Genomic DNA, 22,296 nt, shown 5'->3' on the forward strand with positions numbered 1-22,296 from the left:
GTGGACGATCTTTACTGTTGATTTTCCTTTTCGTATGCTCGAATGATCTGAGCTACTACTGGGTGTCTAACTACATCACCCGCATCAAAATGAACAAATGAGATTTTTTCGATCGAACGCAATGTTTTCTCAGCATTGATCAGTCCGCTTGTCACACCTTTTGGCAAATCGATCTGGCTTGCATCTCCATTGACGATCATTCTTGAATTAAAACCCAATCTGGTCAAAAACATCTTCATTTGAGCAACGGTTGTGTTTTGCGCCTCATCTAAAATGACAAACGCATCATCCAACGTACGTCCGCGCATATAAGCTAAAGGAGCAATTTCGATCACGCCCCGCTCCATCAGGCGATTTGTGTGATCCATCCCAAAAATCTGGTATAACGCATCATAAACTGGACGTAAATATGGGTCGACCTTTTCTTTCAAGTCTCCAGGTAAAAAACCTAAACTTTCACCCGCTTCAACAGCTGGTCGAGTTAAAATGATTTTCTGTACCTCACCTTTTTTTAAGGCTGAAACTGCCATAACAACTGCCAGAAACGTTTTACCTGTACCAGCAGGACCAATTCCAAAAATAACATCATGCTTTCTTATCGCATCTACATACTTTTTCTGGCCAATATTTTTGATTCGGATCACACGCCCGTGATGATCTTTGATGATCTCTTCTTCATACATTGCAACAAATGAGTCAAGCTCTCCTGCTCTAGCCATTTTTAAGGCTGACACGACATCCGGCGTACTGATTTTGATGCCACGCTGAATCAACACTTTTAACGTACGGATAACCGACGCAATCAATTGGACTTCTGTCTCTTCTCCAATCAATTGAATCGTTTCTCCTCTGGTATTGATTGTTATCGCTGAATTTTCTTCTAAAAATTTTATATGTTTATCGTGGGTTCCTAAAAGCATACTCACATCATCAGAATCTGTTAATTTCAATTCCAACGATATTGACTGATTTTCTGTCAAAAAACGCCCAGCTCCTTTATTTTTTCGTTCTTTACAATCATACCACACAATTTATTTATTAAAAAGAAGTCATCACTTTCTTATGTACATTAGGACAAAAAAACCAACGGATACCCGCTGGTTTTTTTATCTCGGTTATTTCTCTTGTAGTAATTCTTTTACAATTGCATTGACTTGATTGCCGTCTGCTTTCCCTTTAACTGCAGGCATCACAGCTGACATCACTTTACCAAATTCTTTTGGTGAAGAAGCTCCAGTCTGATCAATTGCCGTTTTCACGATTTGACGAATTTCTTCTTCAGAAAGTTGCTGCGGCATATATTTTTCAACAATTGTGATTTCGATTTTCACTTTGTCAGCAAGATCATCACGTCCCGCTTTTTCAAACTCTGATAGAGAGTCTCTACGTTGTTTCATCTCACGAGATAAAACTGTCAACTCTTCTTCTCCGTCCAAATCACGGTTTGCTTTAATCTGCTCGTTTTGAATGGCTGCTTTTAACATGCGAAGCACAGATAATGTTTCTTTATCTTTAGACTTCATCGCTGTTTTGATATCGTCATTCAATGTTGTTAGTAATGACATACAACCAACTCCAATTCATCGAAACTAGAATTTTTTACGTTTTCTAGCTGCTTCAGATTTTTTCTTACGCTTTACACTTGGTTTTTCGTAGAATTCACGTTTACGAGATTCTTGTAAAGTACCCGCTTTTGAAACGGAACGTTTGAAGCGACGAAGAGCATCGTCAAGAGATTCGTTTTTACGAACGACAGTTTTTGACATGTTAATTCCCTCCCTCCGAGCTTAAAAAGTAACCGTTTTTTATATTTATGAATATTCAGTCATAAATAAAATACCGTTCTTTCTATATTATATCGAAAGGTTATTTTAACGTCAACCTTTACTCGTAAAAAATATAGGAAAAAGTAGCAAAATGATTATTTTTTTAAACACTATTGGAATTTAACGTTGAATTCGTAAAAATAATCACCGACATTCTTCACAACGTCCGAAAATTTCAAACCGATGCCCTTCGATTTCGCAGCCGCTTAATTGTTCTTTAAAAAAGTCCATTGGGCACATATGGATCTCTTTCGTTTTCCCGCAAACAGTACAAATAAAGTGATGGTGATGCCCTACTTCCTGACAACAATGGAATCGAAATTTTTTTTCTCCATTTAAATCTGTTGCCTCTAATAGATTCATCATTTCAAAATCATGCAGATTACGATAAATTGTATCGTAACTGACACCTTTGTACTCTTTATTCATGAATTCATACACTTCTCTTGCTGTTATATATCGATTGCGTCGAATCAAATAAGTGATGATCGCTTCTCTCTTTTTTGTATATTTTAGACCATTTTCTTTCATGATCGTTAACGATTGCTCAACTTTTGAATTAGACTGTGACATTTCTTTCCCTCCAATCAGTAAATCAGAACCATTACGAATAAGATTTATGAAGGTATGGTATAATAAAATTATCAAAAAAGCAAGAGAGGAATGCTACTATGATAAATGACGAACAAAAAAAATGTGTAACGATCTTTGTAATTTCTGATTCTGCCGGTGAGACTGCATCGAAATTAGCAGCGGCTTCAATGGCTCAATATCCTACTGTAGATTTTTCATTATTTAGACGAACCTTTGCAAAAGAAGAAGAAAAATTGAAACGGGCTTTAGAAGATGCTAAGCGTGAAAACGCAATGGTTCTTCATACCATTGTTAACGATCGTCTTGTAAAAATTGCGAATGACTTTTTTGAAGAACACAATATGTACCACTTTGATATATTAACGCCTCCCGTCGCAGAAATCGAACGACTGACAGGAATCGCTCCGACACGTGAGCCTGGTGCTTTACACCACTTAAATGAAAATTATTTCAAGCGAATCGAAGCAATGGAGTTTGCTGTAAAATATGATGATGGTAAAGATTCTCGCGGATTTTTAGAAGCAGACGTTCTTTTACTAGGTGTCTCAAGAACCTCAAAAACACCACTCAGCCTTTTCTTAGCAAATAAAAATCTGAAAGTAGCAAACTTACCCTTGATCCCTGAGGCCCATTTGCCAAAACAGCTTTGGGAAACAAACCCTAAAAAAATTGTTGGTCTAACGAATGATCCAGATATTTTAAACGGCATCCGAAAAGAACGGATGAGAACTTATGGCTTACCAGCAGATACTTCTTATTCAGATATTGAAAAAATCAAAAAAGAGTTGACCTTTGCTAACGATCTTTATCAGAAAATCGGTTGTGAAGTGATCAATGTGGCTTCTTTATCCATTGAAGAAACAGCATCCATGATCTTAAATGCATTGAATCTAGAAGACCATAGCTATTATGCAACGGAATCACCAGAGTAACAAAAAAAGACGCACGGAACGCATAATGCTCCGTCGTCTTTTTTATATTAAAACACTTGAATACCTTCTTGGTCGATCGACAAGACATTGATCGATGCTGATATCGGTAGTTTTTCCAGTTCTCTGACCATTTGACTCGTATTTTCTTCTGGAGATAGAATTAGTACAGTTGGCCCAGCTCCACTTAAAAAGGCACCATAAACGCCAACCTTTTGTCCTAATGCACGTATTTGATCCAAATGAGGAACTAATTTACGACGATAAGCTTCATGCCAGCGGTCTTCTTCCATCATCACTCCTGCCAAAGGTAAATTACCATTTAAAATAGCGGCTATCATCACATTGGCAATCGAGCTCGCCTTGACTGCTTCTTTATAAGGCATGTTATCAGGAAGAACACTACGGCTTTCAGCTGTCAATAAATGAACATCCGGGACATATGCGATAACATCACACATTGGAAAATGATGCTTCACATAATGTACATCCCCATCTACATAGCTTGCAACTACAAAATCACCACAAATTGCAGGAGCAACATTATCCGGATGCCCTTCGATCTCTGTCGCAATTTGAAGTTTATCTTTTTGTGATAAATTCAGATTTCCTAAGCGATTTGCAAGCTCAATGCCGGCAACGATCACACTGGAACTACTGCCTAACCCTCTAGCTAAAGGAATATCAGAAGTCATTTTTAACACTTTAGGGGTAAGGTTCGGTGCTAATCTCAGTGCCGTTTGAAGCAGTAAATTTGTTTTGTCTGACGGAATATCAGTTCCTAAAGAATGAGTAATCTGCCACTCATCCGCATTTTCCAAGACTTCTATACTCAGATATTGTGACAATGCAATACCGCATGAGTCAAAACCCGGACCCAAATTTGCACTCGTAGCAGGAACTCTTATTTTCATAGTTCAGACACTCCATTACGTAGATGCATCCGCATCTCTTCTAAATCACTCATTTTAGAAATTTTCACATCTGTTGCGTTGATTGCAGTATCAGGATCTTTAAGTCCATTCCCTGTGAAAACAGCAACCACTGTTTCACCTGCTTTTATTTTCCCATTTTTAACATGTTGAATAACGCCTGCAAGTGATGCTGCAGAACCTGGTTCAACAAATACACCGTCTTGTGCAGCAACTTTACGATAAGCATTTAAAATTTCTTCATCTGTAACTGCATCGATATGTCCATTCGACTCATCTCTAGCAGCTTCGGCTAACTTCCAACTAGCAGGGTTACCGATTCGAATTGCTGTAGCAATTGTTTCCGGCTGATCGATCGGCTCACCCTTTACGATCGCCGCTGCTCCTTCTGCTTCAAAGCCGTGCATACGTGGTAAAAGTGTCCCTTTCACATCATGCCATTCTTTAAAGCCTTTCCAGTAAGCAGAAATATTTCCGGCGTTTCCAACAGGAATCGCTAAAACATCTGGTGCTTTCCCAAGCTGCTCACAAACTTCAAAAGCAGCTGTCTTTTGTCCTTCCAAACGGTAAGGATTAACTGAATTCACTAACGCAACTGCTTCAGTTTTAGCAATATCGCGAACAGCTTTAAGTGCTTCATCAAAATTTCCAGGAATAGAAATGATATCTGCACCATAAATAATTGCTTGTGCTAACTTACCCATAGCAATTTTTCCATCTGGAATCACAACATAGGCTTTTACTCCTGCTCTGGTTGCATAAGCTGCTGCTGCTGCACTAGTATTTCCCGTAGAAGCACAAACAATTGCTTTTGCACCTTCTTCAACTGCTTTAGCAACTGCCATGACCATTCCGCGATCCTTAAATGAACCAGTCGGATTCAGCCCTTCATATTTTCCATATAAGTTGATTCCCAATTCTTTTGATAAATTGTGTAAAGGAATCAACGGAGTATTTCCTTCTGCTAATGAAATCATAGGTGTTTTATCTGTAATAGGTAAATATTCCTTATATTGTTTTAATAATCCTTCATACATGTTTCTAGTCCTCCAATACTTTAAATGTGTTTAAAAGTTCAAAGTCATTCGTTGATTCGATTTCTTTGATGACTGCTTTCATTTGCGCCTTAGTGATCGTATGGGTAATTGCAACGATTCTCGCTCTTGTTCCATCTGATTTTTGCTGTACTAACTGATCAAAACTGACATTGGCATTGGTCATGATTTGAGTCAATTTCAAGATTTGACCATGTCTGTCCGGCACTCCTATAGAAAAATAGTATTTTCCTGAAGTATCCTGGTCATCTGCCAATTTAGTGTCATGTTGATAGGCATTGAACATATGGCCTGTTGTCCCTAATCGGATGTTTTTAGCAATGGTAATGATATCACTAACAACACTAGTTGCAGTCGGTTTGGCACCAGCTCCTGGTCCATAATACATCGACTCACCTACGCCTGAACTTTCAATAAAAACAGCATTAAACTCATTTCTCACAGAAGCAATTGGATGAGCTTTCGCCACTAACATCGGTCCAACTTCGACCGCAATACGACCAGACTGCTTTTCTGAAGAACCAATTAGTTTTACTTCATACCCTAATTGAGCAGCCATTTCAACATCATCTAAAGATAATCCCCTAATACCACGTGTATCCACTTGGTCTAAACGTACATTCATGCCAAATGCAAATTGACTTAAAATAACCATCTTGTATGCTGCATCGATTCCATCTACATCATTTGTTGGGTCCGATTCAGCAAAACCTAATTCTTGCGCCTCTTTTAAAGCCTGTTCATATGATTTTTTCTCTGAAACCATCTGGGTCAGCATGTAATTCGTTGTCCCGTTAACGATCCCTAGAACCTTTTGAATATTATCTGCTGCTAAACTATTAGCGATCGTACGTAAAATAGGAATGCCGCCTGCAACACTTGCTTCATAATACAAGTCACAATGATTCTTTTGAGCTAAAGCTACCAATTCACTGCCGTGCTGTGCAAGTAGATCCTTATTAGCTGTAACAATATGTTTCCCTTTTTCAAGAGCTTGAGTAATGAAGGTTTTAGCCGGTTCTACTTTTCCGATCAATTCAATAACGATCTGGATGTCATCATCATTAAGAATATCGTCGATGTTTGTGGTCAGTTGAATATCAAACTTCTCTGCCTGACGTCTTTTTTCTTCCTCGTCACGCACAAGTGCTTTAGAAATGGCGATCTCCATTCCGGTCACTTGAGAAATTTTTTCTTGATGTTCTTTTAAAATCGTTGGTACACCAGAGCCAACTGTTCCTAACCCAAGTAAACCGATGTTCAATTTTTCCTTCATTTTTCTTCCTCCAACTGTAAAATTAGAAATATTTCATTTTCTTCTAATAAATCATGTTTCTAGTATAACGAACTGCCACAAAAAAAACTACCCTTTTCTTTGAATTTCCCATGAGGATTCAAGAAAAGGTAAGTTATTGGTGTTTGATATGTTCAAATGTTTGATTCAAAATATCGATAACATGATGATCATCCAATGTATAATAAATTGTTTTCCCTTGTCTTCTTGATCTCACAACATGTGTATCGCGTAAAAGTCTTAATTGGTGAGACACGGCAGATTGTTCCATTGAGAGTTCTTCTCCAATTGAGGTCACATTTAATTCACCCTGCTTCAACAGTAATAAAATACGTAATCTTGTTGGGTCACTCAATACTTTATAGAGCTGGCTAACTTTTTTTATTTCTTCTTCGTTCACTGTTGTGTCTCCTTTCGTGATTCAGTCTCGTTTATTATAACAAATATCTTTTCAAAAGAGGAACGTTTTTCTTTAATAATAAGAAAAAACAACTGAAATCCTTTAAGAATTCCAATTGCCGTTTTCTTACTGATTTGCTTGCTTGATCGCATCAATAATTGCGAATCTGAACCCATTTTTCTCTAAAGCGGCTACTCCCTTGATCGTACTGCCGCCTGGTGAAGTCACACCATCTTTCAGCTCTCCAGGATGTTTTTTCGTTTCGATCGCTAGTTTGGCTGATCCTAACATCATTTGGGCAACGACTTCATAAGCAAGATTGCGAGACATACCTTCCATGACAGCCCCATCAGCTAAAGCTTCCATAAATATATCTACAAAAGCTGGACTGCAACCAGCCACTGTGCCAAAGGTCCCAAGGATCGATTCATTGACTTCTTCTACTTTGCCTAACGAACTTAAGACACGAAGCGCCTCATCTTTGATTGCGTTTGGCATTTCAGGATCAAAAGCGGCTCCGATCATACCTTCATTCACACTGACTGGTGTATTAGGAATCGCATGAACCACATAGATTTCATTTCCTAGTATTTCCTTTGCGTCTGCTACTGTATGGCCTGTTGCAACAGAGATCAAAATGGTATTTTCTGACATAAATGAAGCAGCTTCCTTCAATATATCCAAAACGATCGTCGCGCCTGTTGCAATAAAAATCACTTGGCATTCTTTGAATGCTGAATAATCTTTGATTAGATTAAAACCTAATTTTTGCTGAAGAACCTCAGCTGTACCGCTTGAACCGCCTTTAACAAATAAATGTTCTGGCGCTACTATCTGAGCTTTCAATAATCCTTCGATCATCGCACTTCCCATATGTCCTGCTCCAATAAATCCAATTTTCATCTCTTTCACTCCTATTCTTTTCGAAAAAAGGACTGAATCAACCTTTTTATCTAGTTTTTTCAGTCCTGATCATTTTATTCAGTTAATGCATTAACTGCCGCTTCAAAGTCCAGAATCTTTTGATCTGCTTCTACTTTAGACAAGGCTTTTGTCGCCAAGTAGAATTTGATTTTCGGTTCTGTTCCAGACGGTCGAATAGCGATCCAACTGCCATCCTCCAAGAAATACTTAAGTACATCTGACGGTGGTGTTGAAAGTTTTTCTTGTCTTCCATCTACAAATGTCCGTGTCAACGCTTTGAAGTCTTCAGTTTGAACAACATTGATCCCAGCAAAAGATGATGGTGCTTCATCACGGAATTTTTTCATCAAGGCTTGGATTTTAGCACTGCCTTCAATCCCACTCAAGGTCACAGAAATAGTTTTTTCCTCAAAATAGCCGTATTCTGCAAAAATATCCTGCAAGCCATCATAAAGCGTTTTTCCTTGTTTCTTATAATAAGCTGCAACTTCTGCCAGTAAAACAAGTGCTTGAATCGCATCCTTATCGCGTACAAATGACTTGATCAAATAGCCATAACTTTCTTCAAAACCAAACATGAAGGTTTGGGAATGATCTTCCTCATATTGCTCGATTTTTTCCGCAATAAATTTAAATCCAGTTAGGACATCAACCATTTTTGTATTGTATTTTTCTGCAACTGCAGTTGCTAATTCACTGGATACGATCGATTTCAAGACGACCGCATTTTCAGGAAGCGTCCCTGCTTTTTGATGTGCATCCAAAATATACTGGATCATGATCGTACCTAATTGGTTTCCAGTCAAGACTTGATAAGAACCATCTGGTAGACGAACAGCTGCTCCTAAACGATCAGCATCAGGATCTGTTGCAATCAGAAGATCAGCATCTTCCTTTTCTCCCAAGCGAATAGCATACTCAAATGCTGAATGCTCCTCTGGATTAGGAGATTTAACTGTTGTAAAGTCTGGATCAGCAATAGCTTGTTCAGGAACTAATACAAATTTTTCGAACCCTGCTTGTCTCAATGCCTTCTCACCCAGCATCGTGCCTGTTCCATGAAGCGGTGTATAAACAAGCTTCAGTTCTTTGCCCATCTCGTCGATCAATGCTTGATCGATCGTTACAGCTTTGATTTCTTTCAAATAAGCGTTATCGACTTCTTCACCAATGATCGTGATCAAGTCACTTGTCTTCGCTTCGTTCTCAGACAAGACGTCCACTTTCAATGGATTTTCAACGTCACGAACATATCTTGTCAGCGCGTCTGCATCAGCCGGCGGCATTTGTCCACCGTCTGCTCCGTATACTTTATAGCCATTATATGCAGCTGGATTATGAGACGCTGTGATCATGATTCCTGTAAAAGCATTTAAATATCGAACAGCAAAAGATAGTTCTGGTGTTGGACGCAAGCTTTCAAAGACAAATGCTGGAATATCATGCTTCGCCAATGTTTTAGCGGCTTCCATCGCAAATTCTGGTGACATGTGGCGTGAATCATACGCAATTGCAACACCACGTCGCTTCGTCTCTGCATCTTGAGCATCCATAAAACGAGCCAGACCTTCTGTCGCTTGACGAATCGTAAAAATGTTCATACGGTTGATTCCCGCACCTAAAATCCCACGCATACCTGCCGTTCCAAACTCTAAGGGCGCGTAAAAAGCATCTTCACACTTTTCAGGGTCATCCTTTAAATCTTTTAACTCTTTTTTCAAATTTTCTGGTATATTTTCTTCATTTATCCACTTTTCATAGACTTGTTCCCAAGACATGTTTAGCACCTCTTTTATCATTTGTAATCTTACCCACTAGTAAGTATACCATTCCATTGCGCTATAAGAAAGTAATGGCTCACAAAAAGAACATCAGCTCTTATTTCAGTAATCCTTGCATCTTTAATAGTTGATCCGTAACCATCGTTGCATCCGCTGCAAAGTAATCCGCAAATTTCTGACTCCAGCGTTTTGTTTCTCTTGCTTCACCGAATAATTCCATCGTTTGATCATATTGTTCGATCAATTCATAAGTGTACGGCTGATAATGTTCAAAATGGATAACTGCTGCTTGCGGTAATCGAGGTTTAACATTCATTTCGACGATCGGTTTTCCAATACTAAGACCAAATAATGGCACGGTCATTTCAGGTAAGTTTAATAATCGGCTGATTTCTTCTCCGTGCTTACGAATACTACCGACAACGACAGAGCCCAGGTCCAGACTTTCAGCCGCAATGACAGCATTTTCCAAAGCTAATGCCGCATCTGTTGTTGCAACAAGCAATGATTCAATGCTGTCTTTTATTTGATATGCACTATCATGTGCAATACTAACCATTTTCGTTCGATAAAGGTCTGCAACAAAAATCAAAAACACTGAACTCTTCAACATTTGAGGATTTCCCGGATTCCATTCAACAAGTTGCTTTCTTATTTCTTTATCCTGAAGCACGATAATGCTGTAAAATTGACCATTCATCCAGCTAGGCGCTTGACGTGCCGCGTCCAAAATTTCCTGTAGTTCTTCTTTAGGCAGTACATACTCTTCATCAAAGTCCCGAAAACTACGACGATTTTTCAATAATTCTAAGGTTTCATTCATAGTAAATCCCTCCATTTTCTTCATTTTATCATAGTCCTGGGAAATCTAATCTAATTTTTTCGGTGATACGAGCAAGCTTTTCTTGAAACGCTGTAACATCTTGTTGACTGACTCTAGAAAAGTTGATGCGAATACTATCACGCTTCTCACTGTAAAAAAAGCTAGGCGCAATCAGCAATCCTTCTTGTAAAAATATAGCCCAGTCTTTTTGTCGTAATTCTCCATGCCGCCATTTAGCCCAGAGATAATAACCACCCTTCGGCTTTTCAGCTTCCCAATCAGACAGTTGAGTGACAACGTCATAAACAGCTTGCCCTCTTGCTTCAACCTCGTGTGTCAACGTAGCGGTTTTTCTTGAATAGTCCTCATCTGTCAATGCTAGATTCGCTAAAACCTGCGGAAAAATACTCAAAGAAAAATCCATCATCTTCCTTGCTTCTGCTATTTGTTGATTAACAGAGGCTGGAGCACTTAGCCAACCGATTTTGGTCGTTGACCCTAAAATTTTGGACAAGGAACTAATATAGAGCACATTTTCAGGATCTAGTTTTTTTAACGGTGGAATTTCCTCACTTGGAATAAAATTTAATTTTGCAAAAACATCATCTTCTAAAATCGGGATCTGATATTCTTGACAAAGCTTGACTAAGCCCTCACGTCGTTTCATTGACATTGTTTTGCCTGTAGGATTCTGGAATGATGGATTGACCATGACCATTTTGATTCGATGCTGACGAATCGCTCTTTCCAATTCATCTAAACAGATTCCTTCCTGATTCATTTTCACACCATATAGACGAATTCCAGCGGCTTGGAAAATAGGCAGTGCATAAAAAAAAGAGGGATCTTCGATAGCTACACTGTCTCCTGGAGATAACAAAACCTGCAAAATCAAAAATAGTGCTTGCTGTGCACCTGAGGTAATCAATATGCTTTCAGCCGGCAAGCTAAAACGATATTCCTTCTCCATCTCTCGACTTAGTGAGGTTCGTAATGGCAAATAGCCTAAATCATCCTGCTGCTCCTCTTCTAAAAAATGCTTCCATGTAAGTGGCGGAAAAGCAAAGCTGGGAATCAGATCCAATGGCAGTTCACCTGTATAAAGATCCAGTACATTTTCTTTTGACGATCGAATAAGCCCTTCGATTTGTTCAACAAAAGGATCAACTTTTGCGAAAGCATTTTGTTCCAGATAATTACGCCAATTCGTTCTTGGAGCGGTAGTGATCCCCCATTTCCCTTCATTGACGATCGTTCCGCTTCCTTGTTTCCTTATGATCCAGCCTAAAGCTACTAATTCATCTAATGCATGAACGACTGTTGAGCGATTCACATTGAATAAATCAGCCAATTTTCTTTCGGAAGGCAAACGTTCACCTGGAAGAAGTTCCCCATTTTTTATGTATGAAAGAATCAGATCGATAATGCTGATATAGATAGGAACATTTTTTTCTTTCTTTAACGTCCACATTTTTTACTCTCTCCTTTTATTTATGAAAATAGTCTACTCAAATTTAGTTATATATGTGACAGCTAAAATCGATTGACTTAACTTTTCTTGACGCGAGAAAACTTTTTTGATTTTTTTATACTCTCTAATGTTACGCTGTTTGTCAAAACTCTGACTTTGATCACCTTACTTTTAAACACTTCGTTATTGGTGTTTCTTACGACGGTTACAATTCTCCCTTTGGTCGTCTTGTACTGCTCAACATCAATTCACTTCGTTCTTTGTGTTTCTTACGAAGGGTACAACTCTCCCTTTGGTCGTCTTGTACTGCTCAACATCAATTCACTTCGTTCTTTGTGTTTCGCAGTAATTGGATGACCTGAAAATAACCCAATTGGCTGTTTTTGTCAACTTTGATTTGTTTTACAATACAGATATTAAATTAAATGTGAATTGAGGTTAGAACATGATCAAAAAAGTATTGACTGTTGCTGGTTCTGATTCTAGTGGCGGGGCCGGTATTCAGGCAGATTTAAAAACATTTGAAGAGTATGGCACATTTGGTTTCTCTGCTTTGACAAGTATTGTGACAATGGATCCAGATGAAGGTTGGAGTCATTTAGTTACACCTATTGAACCAGATTTAGTTGAAAAACAGCTTAAAACGATTTTTGCAGGGGCACCACTTGATGCAATGAAAACCGGAATGCTGGGAACGATCGAAGCAATCGAGATCACTCGATCATATATCGATAAATTTTCGATGGAAAATATCGTTATCGATCCAGTTATGGCTTGTAAAGGAACAAGTGAGTTGCTACAGCCGGAAAATGTAGCTGCTATGACTCGTTTACTTTTACCTAAAGCAACTATCACTACACCTAATTTAGTAGAAGCTGGGATTCTATCCGAAATGGGAGATCTGACTTCTGTTGAACAAATGAAAGAAGCAGCAAAAAAGATCCTAAACCTAGGACCTAAAAATGTTGTTATCAAGGGCGGACACCGTTTAAATACAGATAAAGCGATCGATTTGTTTTATGATGGCTCTGAGTTCACAATCTTTGAAGAAGAACTTTTTGCCACTGATTTTAACCACGGCGCAGGCTGTACATTTGCTGCGGCTGTTACAGCTGGTCTTGCAAAAGGTTATTCTGTAGAAAAATCAGTTGCTTTAGCGAAAAAATTCGTAGCGGCTGCCATTAAAAACGGTCAAAAAATCAATCCTTTTCTTGGTCATGTTTGGCACGGTGCTTATAACCATGCCGAAGACCGGATGAATGAAAAGTAAAGGAAGGAGTTTTTCTATGACAAAACAACGTTCAACAACTTCGATCGTTTTTATCGGACTATTTACTGCACTAACGATTTTAGGAACGATGCTGAAAATCCCCTTACCAACAGGTGCCTTTGTTCATTTAGGGAATGCTGTTTTATTATTGGCAGTTTTGCTGATTGGATATAAAAGAGGCGCCTTAGCTGGTGGCTTAGGCTTTGCCATTTTTGATTTATTGAATGGTTTTGCTGCCGAAGCCCCTTATTTCATTTTGGAGAGTTTCATTGTTGGGGGCGCTGCAGCGTTGATGATTCTCTTTTTCCATCGAAGACTAGATGCCATTTGGAAAATCATTGTCATTGCAAGTGTTACTGGCATAGCCAAAATCATCATGACACAATTAAAAAATACTGTTATGGGTCTTATGGCTGGAGCAGATTTTAAGGTGGCATTCGCAAGTGCACTTTCCAAGCTGCCTGCTACATTAGTGAATGTTGCAACGACAATTATTATCGTGAGTCTTGTTTATTTTCCATTAAAAAAAGCCATGTCGGTTATTTTTTCTAAGCAATCATTTTAGCTACTTATAAAGAAGTGTTCAACTTCGAGAAAAAGGGACTGTGTGATAACTCAATGAGTTATCACACAGTTCCTTTTATTTTTTATTCCTCACCGAAAATACTCTCCAAAATCCAAAAGAGTATTCCTGCTACAGGAAAAATTGTCCAAGCAGTTCCCCAGTTTCCTAAGAAAAAACCTTGTAGAAAGAAAATTCCTGTTACGATGGGCCAATAAATTTTTTCTATAGTTTGCAGCCAAAGCGGCATTTTTTTATTTCGTTCCGCGGTAGCTTTAGGTCCAGGTTTATCCTCATCAGAAATAAAATAAGTTTGTTCGATCATCTTAGTAAAACTACCCATGATCACACCGCCAAAAATAAGAAAGAAAACACCAAAGGAAGCAATCGCGAACATACCGCCGACACCGATAAACTCATTTGCCTCTGAAAAATCAGTCAAAGACATAAAGACAATCGGAATGATCGATAAAATACACAAAGAAACACCTATCACGATACAAAAGACAAATGAACGCTGAAACTGCTCTTTTCGCTTTTTCACTGCATTTTTAACTTGCAAAGAAATAAATCGGTCATCCAGCTTTTTATTTGAGCTAGTCATACTTGTTCCCGCAATAATAAATAACGGCACACCAATGGCCGCTCCAACAAATAGAAACAACAGACCAAATCCCATATTTTCTGTACTTGCTGTTATTCCAGCAGAAGCAAAACAAAGTGCAGCTCCCAGCATGATCAACATAACACCTATGCCGATCAATGTCGCTCCTCTGTGTCGGATGCTCAAGAAATCATTCGCTTCTTCAAGAGTGATTTCATCGATTTCATAGCCTTTTTCATCAATGTATTCTTGTTTGATATTCATTTCATCCAGCAACTCATCAATTGAACCAAATCCGGCAATCACACTGCCAATGGCTTCGTTTTCAGATTTTCCCTGACTTTTTAAATCTTCATAGCGGTCCTCAGCATTCGCCAACAAGTCCTCTTTTAATTGTTTCGTTTGACTTGTTTCAACTACTCCAAGAAATAAGCTGTCGATATAGTCTTTGATTGTTTTCATTATTTTTCCTCCTCAGGTCGTCTCAATTAGTCGATAAAACGTTCGACAACTTTCTTAGTCAGCTGCCATTCTACTATTTTTTCTGCCAGGTATTCTTTTCCAGCTGGTGTCATTTTATAGTATGTTCTCTTTTTCCCATGAGTTACTTCTCCAGGAAATGATGTGATGAATCCATTTTTTTCCAGCCGATTGAATGCTGAATACAATGTTGTCTCTTTAATTGAATAATTGTTATCGGAAATTTCAGTGATTCGCTTAGAGATGGCGTATCCGTATGAATCGCCTTCTTGTAAAACAGATAAAATGAACGTATCGTTGTATCCTCTGATTGCGTCGCTGCCAATCATTCAATCACCTCCAAATTACTCCATCTAACGTACTACGTCTGTCGTTGTAATTATCATACCACGATTACTACGACAGGTAAAGTAAAAATAAGAAAAAAAATACTGGGAAAAAGTATCTTCACACTCTTTCTCAGTATTTTTAATTAGCATCTGCTCTTTGAACTGCAGAATCCCTATCATTAGAGAGCTATATTCTATTCCTAAATAGTATCTCCATTAAAAATCGAATTCTTCACAATAACGTAATCAACTTTACGTATGGCTTCAAGATCTCGACCGCCTGCATAAGAAATCGATGATTGTAAATCTTGCTGCATTTCAACTAACGTATCAACTAAGCTGCCTTTATGCTGAATCCAAATTTTCTTTCCTTCAACATTCTTCTTCTCGCCTTTTTGGAACTCTGATGCACTGCCGAAGTATTCCTTATACACGACACCATTCTCCACTTTTGTTTCTCCCGGAGATTCCTCGTGTCCAGCAAATAATGAACCGATCATGACCATTGTCGCACCAAAACGAACTGATTTAGCAATATCTCCCGGCGTTCTGATCCCGCCATCTGCAATGATCGGTTTTCTAGCTGCTTTGGCGCACCAACGTAATGCTGCCAATTGCCAGCCGCCAGTCCCAAAACCTGTTTTGATTTTAGTAATACAGACTTTTCCTGGTCCGATACCGACTTTTGTCGCATCTGCCCCGGCATTTTCCAACTCACGGACTGCTTCTGGTGTACCGACATTCCCAGCAATCACAAAAGTATTCGGTAAAAGTTTTTTTAAATGTTGGATCATATTGATCACCGCATTAGAATGACCATGAGCAATATCGATCGTTACATAATCTGGAACTAAGTTACGTTGAGCTAACTCTTCAACAAACTGGTATTCTCTTTCTTTCACGCCAACACTGATCGAAGTGATCAATTTTTTCGCTTGCATTCTTTCAATAAAGGGAATTCGTGCACTTTCATCAAAACGATGCATGATATAAAAATAGTTATTTTCAGCTAAAAATTCTGCGATTTTGTCATCCACGATCGTTTGCATATTCGCCGGTACAACTGGCATTTTAAAGCTATGGTTTCCTAGCTTGACCGTTGTATCACACTCTGAGCGACTATCCACGATACATTTATTCGGGATCAACTGGACATCTTCGTAATCAAAAACTTTCATACTTTACTGCCTCCTAGCAAGTTCAATTAAAAATACGCAAAAACACGAACATTAGAATCATTATCGTTCGTATTTCACAAGCGCCTATGCTAATTTACACTATAACCATTTGAAAGTCAAAGGTAAAAGACGAAAAATACAAAACATCTCATCGAATGTTCGTGTTTTATTCAATTATCTAATCAATTAAGCTGTGCTGCCTCGCTTGAATCCATTTCTGTTATCTTTTCTGGCTTTGCTGACTTTTCAGAAGGCAGTAACCGATTCAAGAGAATTGCTGCGATCGAAGCTGTTGCAACAGATGAACCAAATAAATATTGTAAAAATTGCGGTAATGATTGAATAAACTCTTCAGGAATCAAGGTCAATGCTAAGGTTAAAATCATCGGGATCGCGATCACATACATTTCTTTTTCATTGATCTCCACTTCCTTGATCACCTTGATCCCACTAATTGAAATGATCCCGCAAACTACAACAAATACGCCGCCAATGACAGGAGAAGGAATAGACGAAATCAAAGTAGACAGCTTTCCGGATAAACCAAAAACAACAAACCAAGCCCCAGCTGCTACAAACACTTTTTTACTAGCTACACCAGTAATTGAAATAATTCCAGCATTTGTCGAATAACCAGTAACGGGTGTCGTTCCCAGTAATGAAGCAATCAAGCAACCGATCCCCTCACCAATAACTCCACGATTGATATTTTCATCTGTCAATGGCTCCTCACAAACATTGCTGACTGCAAACCACGTACCTGTTGTTTCAGCCATCAACACAACATAAATAATGACCATTGTTAAAATTGAAGATACATCAAATGAAAAACTAAAATCAACAAAAGGTAACCTTGGAACGCTGATCAATGATGCTTTTGAAACTGCTGATAAGTCTAGTACGCCCATCATTTTAGCCGCAAAAGAACCAATGATCAATGCTAATATCACGGAAGAGATTCGAAAAATTCGGCCTTTACCAGGAAAACGTGATCCGATCATCGCAAATAAAATAAGAGAAGCCGCTGCAATGATAGCCAATAATATATTTTGCCCTAAATCGCCAGATGCATTGAAAACATTATCGTTTAAAGCCACAGGCATCAAAGATAAGCCTACAATAAAAATAATGGTTCCACCCACGATCGGCGGTACAAAAGCTTTGATCAGACGATTGAAAATGCCTGTAAGTCCTAAAACGATCACAAGTACAGCTCCGATCAGGCCAGCTCCCAAAACAGTTCCCCAGCCTTGACCATTTTGACTATTTGCAAAGTAAATACCGGCTACCGCACCAATTGGAATAAAAGATGGCCCTTGCGCTACAGGCAATTTCATACAAAAATAAGATTGGATGATCGTTGCCAATCCTGCTGCGATAAAAGTAGACTGAATCAATGCGGATGATTCTTTTGTTGTCAAACCAATAATTGAAGCAATAATAAAAGGAACGACATAAACATCCATCGCTAACACATGCTGAATTCCTAAAAGCAAGGACTGCCCCATAGAAAGTTCATCATTTGGCCCAACGGTCAATGCTGATTTTTTAGAGTATGATTCTGACATCTTATTTTTCTTCCTTTCGTTGTTCCAATGATTTATCGTAAACTTTTCTTGCTTGCACCCAAACTTCTTGAATACTTTCAGGACGAGACAAGTAGATGATTTTTTGGAATATATCCAGCAAAGGTTCTGTTTCAGAAAAAACCGGTAAATCTTTCGTTGTAACAAATTGAACATCCCAAGCATAATCCACAGCTAATTTGCCAATCGGCAGACTCAACGATTCGCCGCCACCTGCAGTAGCTAAATAAAATGCTTCATTTAACGTTAAACTAGAGCCTTTCACACCACGTTTATCGCTACAACAATCTTTATCGACTCCATCTTCTAACATTCTAGATGATATGACAGCTTGCTTGATATTGTCAAATAAACTTGGAGAAAAACCACCAGATATATCACTGCCTAATCCTACTTCTACCTGATACTCGTTGAGCAATTTTGCAACCGGCGTCACTGCGTTACCAAAATAGGCATTAGAGATTGGACAATGAGCTACTGCTGTCCCTTTTTCAGCAAACAACTGCATGTCTTCATCAGAAAGAAAGCCACAATGAGCCATAACTGCTTTTTCACTCAATAGACCAAACTCGTTCAGCGCAACGGCATCATTTTTTCCAAAACGTTCCTTAACGTATTCATGAGCCCAGTCGCTTTCACTGCAGTGAGATTGAATATGAACATCATATTTTGCTGCTAAGGCACCTAGCCCTTCTAACGATTTATCTGTACAACTAGGAATAAACCTTGGTGTAACAACTGGATACACCCCTTGAGGCGTTCGCTTATTAAGTTCCAGCACCTCTTGGATAAAAGCTTCTGTCTCTGAAATAGCTGTTTTATCATCCTCATCACGATAGTACTCAGGATTTTGCTCAGGATCATCCATGACGACTTTTCCAACAAGACCCCTTTGCCCTTTTTCACTGCAGATTTCTGCTAAACGAAGACTTGCCTTTCGATGAACTGTGGCAAAATATAAAGCTGTCGTCGTACCGTTTTTTAATAGCTGTGAAACTAAATCTGAATACACTTGGTCCGCAAATGCTTGATCAGAAAACTTCGCCTCTAGCGGAAACGTATAGGTATTCAGCCATTCATACAAAGGAAGATCTAATGCCGTTCCTGCTTGTGCCCATTGGGGAGCATGAATATGGAGATCAACGAACCCCGGTAAAATATATTGATCTGATGCCAGCTCCTGCAATTGTCCTTTTGCTGAATATTCCTGGATCGTCTCTGCGTATCCTGCATCATTCGGCTGAATGATTTTTGCAATCAGCCCATCTTCTGAAATACAAAACAATGAATCCTGTAAAATTTCTACATTCTTTTGATCACGGCTAGTAAACGCCGTTCCTTTTACAACAAATTTAAACAAATCAGCTACCCCTTCCATAACAATACCAACACATTATATATTATTATTCGTTTTTAATCTATATTTTTTTTCAAAAAAATATAAATAGAAATTTAAATGAGCAAATCACGAACTTTCAATCAATGGAGTTAAAAATATACATAGAAAATCGATAGTTCACTAGATAAATGTTGCCATTGGTTTTAACAAACGAGATATTATTTTTATCAGAAATCATAATATCTTTCAAAAAAGTAACTCTGACTTTTGATTCTTTATGAAATTGCGTTATACTTATATGAGAGAAATTGTGAATGAGGAGGCTACAAACTATGTTAACCATCGAACGTATCCTGACAGGTATCATCCAGGAGAATTGCTACTTAATCTATAATGAAGAAAATCTTTTGATCATCGATCCAGGGGCAGAAGCTGAACGAATTATTCCCTTGATCGAAAAAACTGAGAAAAAACCAATCGCTATTTTACTTACACATACACATTATGATCATATAGGAGCTGTTGAAGAGCTGCGCCATCACTATCATATTCCTGTGTACGTGAGTCCACTGGAACAAGAATGGTTATCGAACCCTATTTTAAATCTATCTGGATTAGGCAGACATGATGATATGGCAGATATTATTGTTCAGCCTGCAGAAGTGGAATTCGAAATGACTGATTATGAACTTGGCGGAATCAAATTTTCTGTTGTGCCAACACCTGGTCATTCTATTGGAAGTGTTAGTTTGATTTTTGATGATTTTGTAGTAACCGGAGATGCTTTATTCAAAGGAAGCATTGGCCGAACTGATTTGCATACAGGGGACATGGAACAGCTGCTTCACAGCATCAGAACCTATCTTTTTACTTTGCCTGATGAATTCCCTGCTTACCCGGGACATGGCGATGCGACAACGATCGAGCATGAAAAGAAAACCAATCCTTTTTTCAATTAAAATAAAAAGCTAGGAGGATGTACTATGAATAAACCAACGGTGCTATACATTATCCGCCACGGAAAAACCATGTTCAACACAATCGGTCGAACACAAGGATGGTCAGACACTCCTTTGACAAAAGAAGGGGAAAAGGTGATCCATTCTTTAGGTATTGGTTTAAAAGAAATCCCTTTTAAGGAAGCCTATTCTAGTGATAGTGGCCGAGCAATGCAAACTGCCCGTATTATTTTACAAGAACATACACAGGGAGCCACAATTCCTTATGCGACAGATAGTCGGATTCGGGAATGGTGTTTTGGTTCTCTAGACGGCGGCTATGATGGTGAATTATGGGGAGTTGTTCCGCGAATATTAGCGTTTAAAAATTATGAAGACATGATGACGAATCGGATCAGCTATAAAGACTTAGCCGAGGCGATTATCGCAGCAGATACAGCTGATTGGGCAGAACCTTACGAAAAAATCAAAGAACGTGTTTGGAACGGCTTTGAAGATATTGCGCATAGAAGAGAAAAAGATGGCGGCGGTAACGTCATGATCGTTTCTCACGGCTTGACGATCTCATTCTTGCTGTCGTTGATCGATTCCAGTTTACCAATGCAGATTGGTCTAGAAAATGGCAGTGTGACTAAATTGATTTATGAAAATGGCCGATTTACGATCGACACTGTCAATGACGTCCATTACATCGAAGATGGCCAAAAACAGTCGTCGAACAACTAAAAGAGGCTGAGACAGAAGCCTTCAAATCTTAGTGCTTTAGCACTTAGAATTTGATGTGATCGAAGCGGAGTAGTTACTTCTACTTCCACCGTTTATTCGTTTTAAAAAGGACTAGGTCGTAACTCGTAGAGTTATGTCCCAGTCCTTTTTAACGATCAAACTTTATACCCTTTCAAAATCTCAACTGCTCCTCTAGAATGCTGAATTTTTTCTAGCGTTTTATCATAATTCTTCGCTCCATAAGCAAAGAACAGCACATCCACGACATAGAGCTGTGCAGTCAATGACACTGTAGCAGCACTTCTCAAAGGCGCTTCTTCTCCTTTAGGTGTCAGTAGTAGAATGTCGCTTTTTTGTGCTAAATCGGATTCACGATCTGCTGTCAAAGCAACAACTGGTAGTTCCTTTTCAATCGCTAATTCTGCCAATGCATTGGTTTCAGGATTTGTTCCAGAATTTGAGATCCCAATAAATAACCCCTTCAATTGATTAGTACCTAAAGCGGAGGCAAATAAATGTAGATCCATCGTAAAGAAAACACTTAAACCAAGCCGTGTAAATTTTTGATAGATGTCTTGAGCAACTAGTGAAGAGGCTCCTAATCCATAAACAAAAATGATTTCTGCTTCCTCAACAGCACGGACTGCCTGATCAACTGCCTCAACTTCTAAATGTTCGTTGGTTCGTTCTAAAACATGGACTAAACGATGCTGTAGTTTTTCTTTTATGGCTGCTGTCGTTTCTCCATTTTCAACTTCTGTATACATCTGTGTATCAACTGCGCCAAGATTAGCTGATAGTTGCAGTTTTAAATCTGTAAAGCCGTTGACTTCAATCGAACGACAAAAACGAATGATCGCTGCGGGACTTGAGCCGGATTTTTTTGCCAATTCCTGTGCGCTTAAACTGATAACTTCATTTGTATGATTTAAAATGTATTCAGCAACTTTTTGTTCAGAACCAGGTAGTGTTTTCAAATGATCCTGAATGGTTAAAATAATGTTTTGCTGCATGATATTCGTCCCCTTCTTCCTTACCGCTCTTTTTATCAAGAACGACCTGACGATCCACTTCTACACAAAAATAGTATAACAGAAAAGAACCGCATCTGCTTATTAAGCCTAAAACGTAGGAATAATTCTTTCAAATAAAAAATCAACTGTTTATAGATAGCTTCTCATGCTAACGATAAAACAGTTGATTTTTATACAATCGAACTCGCTGATCGACTGCT

At 38.6% G+C, this 22,296-nt stretch carries 23 protein-coding genes; 5 read left to right on the forward strand and 18 right to left on the reverse strand.

Annotated features, from left to right (window positions below; genetic code table 11):
• Positions 1 to 11: 11 nt before the first annotated feature.
• The 4 genes from CC204_RS03685 to CC204_RS03700 all read right to left on the reverse strand — a co-directional run bounded on the left by CC204_RS03685 (position 12) and on the right by CC204_RS03700 (position 2,399).
• On the reverse strand, positions 12 to 980 hold the full coding sequence (locus CC204_RS03685) for a PhoH family protein (RefSeq protein ID WP_088268876.1): 969 nt from the start codon (positions 978 to 980) through the stop codon (positions 12 to 14).
• 135 nt (positions 981 to 1,115) lie between these two features.
• Positions 1,116 to 1,565 (reverse strand): GatB/YqeY domain-containing protein, encoded by a 450-nt coding sequence (locus CC204_RS03690; protein WP_088268877.1) that lies wholly within the window; start codon positions 1,563 to 1,565, stop codon positions 1,116 to 1,118.
• 24 nt (positions 1,566 to 1,589) lie between these two features.
• A complete protein-coding gene (gene rpsU / locus CC204_RS03695; RefSeq protein ID WP_002356740.1) occupies positions 1,590 to 1,766 on the reverse strand; it encodes a 30S ribosomal protein S21 in 177 nt (58 codons plus the stop codon).
• Between the two features lie 204 nt (positions 1,767 to 1,970).
• Positions 1,971 to 2,399 (reverse strand): Fur family transcriptional regulator, encoded by a 429-nt coding sequence (locus tag CC204_RS03700; RefSeq protein ID WP_088268878.1) that lies wholly within the window; start codon positions 2,397 to 2,399, stop codon positions 1,971 to 1,973.
• Positions 2,400 to 2,497: 98 nt separating this feature from the next.
• Between CC204_RS03700 and CC204_RS03705 the strand changes: the two genes are divergently transcribed.
• Positions 2,498 to 3,352 carry a pyruvate, water dikinase regulatory protein gene (locus tag CC204_RS03705; RefSeq protein WP_088268879.1) on the forward strand — a complete coding sequence of 285 codons (855 nt, stop codon included), beginning with the start codon at positions 2,498 to 2,500 and terminating at the stop codon, positions 3,350 to 3,352.
• Between the two features lie 47 nt (positions 3,353 to 3,399).
• On the opposite strand, the gene thrB is transcribed toward CC204_RS03705, so the two are convergent.
• From thrB to CC204_RS03745, 8 genes are all read right to left on the reverse strand, one after another.
• Complete coding sequence (thrB, locus tag CC204_RS03710; RefSeq protein ID WP_088268880.1) at positions 3,400 to 4,263, reverse strand: homoserine kinase; 864 nt, start codon at positions 4,261 to 4,263, stop codon at positions 3,400 to 3,402.
• A complete protein-coding gene (gene thrC, locus CC204_RS03715) occupies positions 4,260 to 5,318 on the reverse strand; it encodes a threonine synthase (protein WP_087640221.1) in 1,059 nt (352 codons plus the stop codon). Before thrC ends, thrB begins: the two co-directional genes overlap by 4 nt.
• Before the next feature lie 4 nt (positions 5,319 to 5,322).
• Positions 5,323 to 6,612 (reverse strand): homoserine dehydrogenase, encoded by a 1,290-nt coding sequence (locus CC204_RS03720; RefSeq protein ID WP_087640222.1) that lies wholly within the window; start codon positions 6,610 to 6,612, stop codon positions 5,323 to 5,325.
• Between the two features lie 133 nt (positions 6,613 to 6,745).
• Positions 6,746 to 7,030: an ArsR/SmtB family transcription factor gene (locus CC204_RS03725; protein ID WP_088268881.1), complete on the reverse strand. Its 285-nt coding sequence runs from the start codon at positions 7,028 to 7,030 to the stop codon at positions 6,746 to 6,748.
• Positions 7,031 to 7,156: 126 nt separating this feature from the next.
• Positions 7,157 to 7,933, reverse strand: coding sequence for a pyrroline-5-carboxylate reductase (gene proC / locus CC204_RS03730; protein WP_088268882.1), 777 nt, complete (start codon positions 7,931 to 7,933; stop codon positions 7,157 to 7,159).
• Positions 7,934 to 8,007: 74 nt separating this feature from the next.
• A complete protein-coding gene (locus CC204_RS03735) occupies positions 8,008 to 9,732 on the reverse strand; it encodes a phospho-sugar mutase (RefSeq protein ID WP_088268883.1) in 1,725 nt (574 codons plus the stop codon).
• 100 nt (positions 9,733 to 9,832) lie between these two features.
• Positions 9,833 to 10,558 carry a nitroreductase family protein gene (locus CC204_RS03740; RefSeq protein WP_088268884.1) on the reverse strand — a complete coding sequence of 242 codons (726 nt, stop codon included), beginning with the start codon at positions 10,556 to 10,558 and terminating at the stop codon, positions 9,833 to 9,835.
• A gap of 28 nt (positions 10,559 to 10,586) precedes the next feature.
• A complete protein-coding gene (locus tag CC204_RS03745; RefSeq protein WP_088268885.1) occupies positions 10,587 to 12,029 on the reverse strand; it encodes an aminotransferase-like domain-containing protein in 1,443 nt (480 codons plus the stop codon).
• Between the two features lie 445 nt (positions 12,030 to 12,474).
• Here CC204_RS03745 and thiD point away from each other — a divergent pair, with 445 nt between their 5' ends.
• Both thiD and CC204_RS03755 read left to right on the forward strand, forming a co-directional pair.
• On the forward strand, positions 12,475 to 13,299 hold the full coding sequence (thiD, locus tag CC204_RS03750) for a bifunctional hydroxymethylpyrimidine kinase/phosphomethylpyrimidine kinase (protein WP_088268886.1): 825 nt from the start codon (positions 12,475 to 12,477) through the stop codon (positions 13,297 to 13,299).
• A 16-nt stretch (positions 13,300 to 13,315) separates the two neighbouring features.
• Positions 13,316 to 13,864 carry an ECF transporter S component gene (locus CC204_RS03755; protein ID WP_088268887.1) on the forward strand — a complete coding sequence of 183 codons (549 nt, stop codon included), beginning with the start codon at positions 13,316 to 13,318 and terminating at the stop codon, positions 13,862 to 13,864.
• Positions 13,865 to 13,946: 82 nt separating this feature from the next.
• Here the strand turns inward: CC204_RS03755 and CC204_RS03760 are convergent, their stop codons facing one another.
• From CC204_RS03760 to guaD, 5 genes are all read right to left on the reverse strand, one after another.
• On the reverse strand, positions 13,947 to 14,927 hold the full coding sequence (locus CC204_RS03760; protein WP_088268888.1) for a permease prefix domain 1-containing protein: 981 nt from the start codon (positions 14,925 to 14,927) through the stop codon (positions 13,947 to 13,949).
• A gap of 26 nt (positions 14,928 to 14,953) precedes the next feature.
• Positions 14,954 to 15,274, reverse strand: a complete 321-nt coding sequence (locus CC204_RS03765) for a PadR family transcriptional regulator (protein ID WP_088268889.1) — start codon at positions 15,272 to 15,274, stop codon at positions 14,954 to 14,956.
• A gap of 200 nt (positions 15,275 to 15,474) precedes the next feature.
• Positions 15,475 to 16,452, reverse strand: coding sequence for a GMP reductase (gene guaC / locus CC204_RS03770; protein ID WP_088268890.1), 978 nt, complete (start codon positions 16,450 to 16,452; stop codon positions 15,475 to 15,477).
• 182 nt (positions 16,453 to 16,634) lie between these two features.
• A complete protein-coding gene (locus CC204_RS03775; protein ID WP_088268891.1) occupies positions 16,635 to 18,020 on the reverse strand; it encodes a uracil-xanthine permease family protein in 1,386 nt (461 codons plus the stop codon).
• Between the two features lies 1 nt (position 18,021).
• The gene (gene guaD / locus CC204_RS03780) at positions 18,022 to 19,398 is read right to left on the reverse strand and encodes a guanine deaminase (RefSeq protein ID WP_088271646.1); all 1,377 of its coding nucleotides are present in this window, start codon (positions 19,396 to 19,398) and stop codon (positions 18,022 to 18,024) included.
• Between the two features lie 311 nt (positions 19,399 to 19,709).
• On the opposite strand from guaD, the gene CC204_RS03785 reads away from it, so the two are divergent.
• Together CC204_RS03785 and CC204_RS03790 are read left to right on the forward strand one after the other, a co-directional pair.
• Positions 19,710 to 20,336 (forward strand): MBL fold metallo-hydrolase, encoded by a 627-nt coding sequence (locus tag CC204_RS03785; RefSeq protein ID WP_088268892.1) that lies wholly within the window; start codon positions 19,710 to 19,712, stop codon positions 20,334 to 20,336.
• Between the two features lie 24 nt (positions 20,337 to 20,360).
• On the forward strand, positions 20,361 to 21,062 hold the full coding sequence (locus CC204_RS03790; RefSeq protein WP_088268893.1) for a histidine phosphatase family protein: 702 nt from the start codon (positions 20,361 to 20,363) through the stop codon (positions 21,060 to 21,062).
• Positions 21,063 to 21,217: 155 nt separating this feature from the next.
• Here CC204_RS03790 and CC204_RS03795 read toward each other — a convergent pair whose 3' ends face one another.
• Positions 21,218 to 22,075 carry a MurR/RpiR family transcriptional regulator gene (locus CC204_RS03795; protein ID WP_088268894.1) on the reverse strand — a complete coding sequence of 286 codons (858 nt, stop codon included), beginning with the start codon at positions 22,073 to 22,075 and terminating at the stop codon, positions 21,218 to 21,220.
• Positions 22,076 to 22,296: the final 221 nt, after the last annotated feature.

Source organism: Enterococcus wangshanyuanii, assembly GCF_002197645.1.
Taxonomy (GTDB): Bacteria; Bacillota; Bacilli; order Lactobacillales; family Enterococcaceae; genus Enterococcus_L; species Enterococcus_L wangshanyuanii.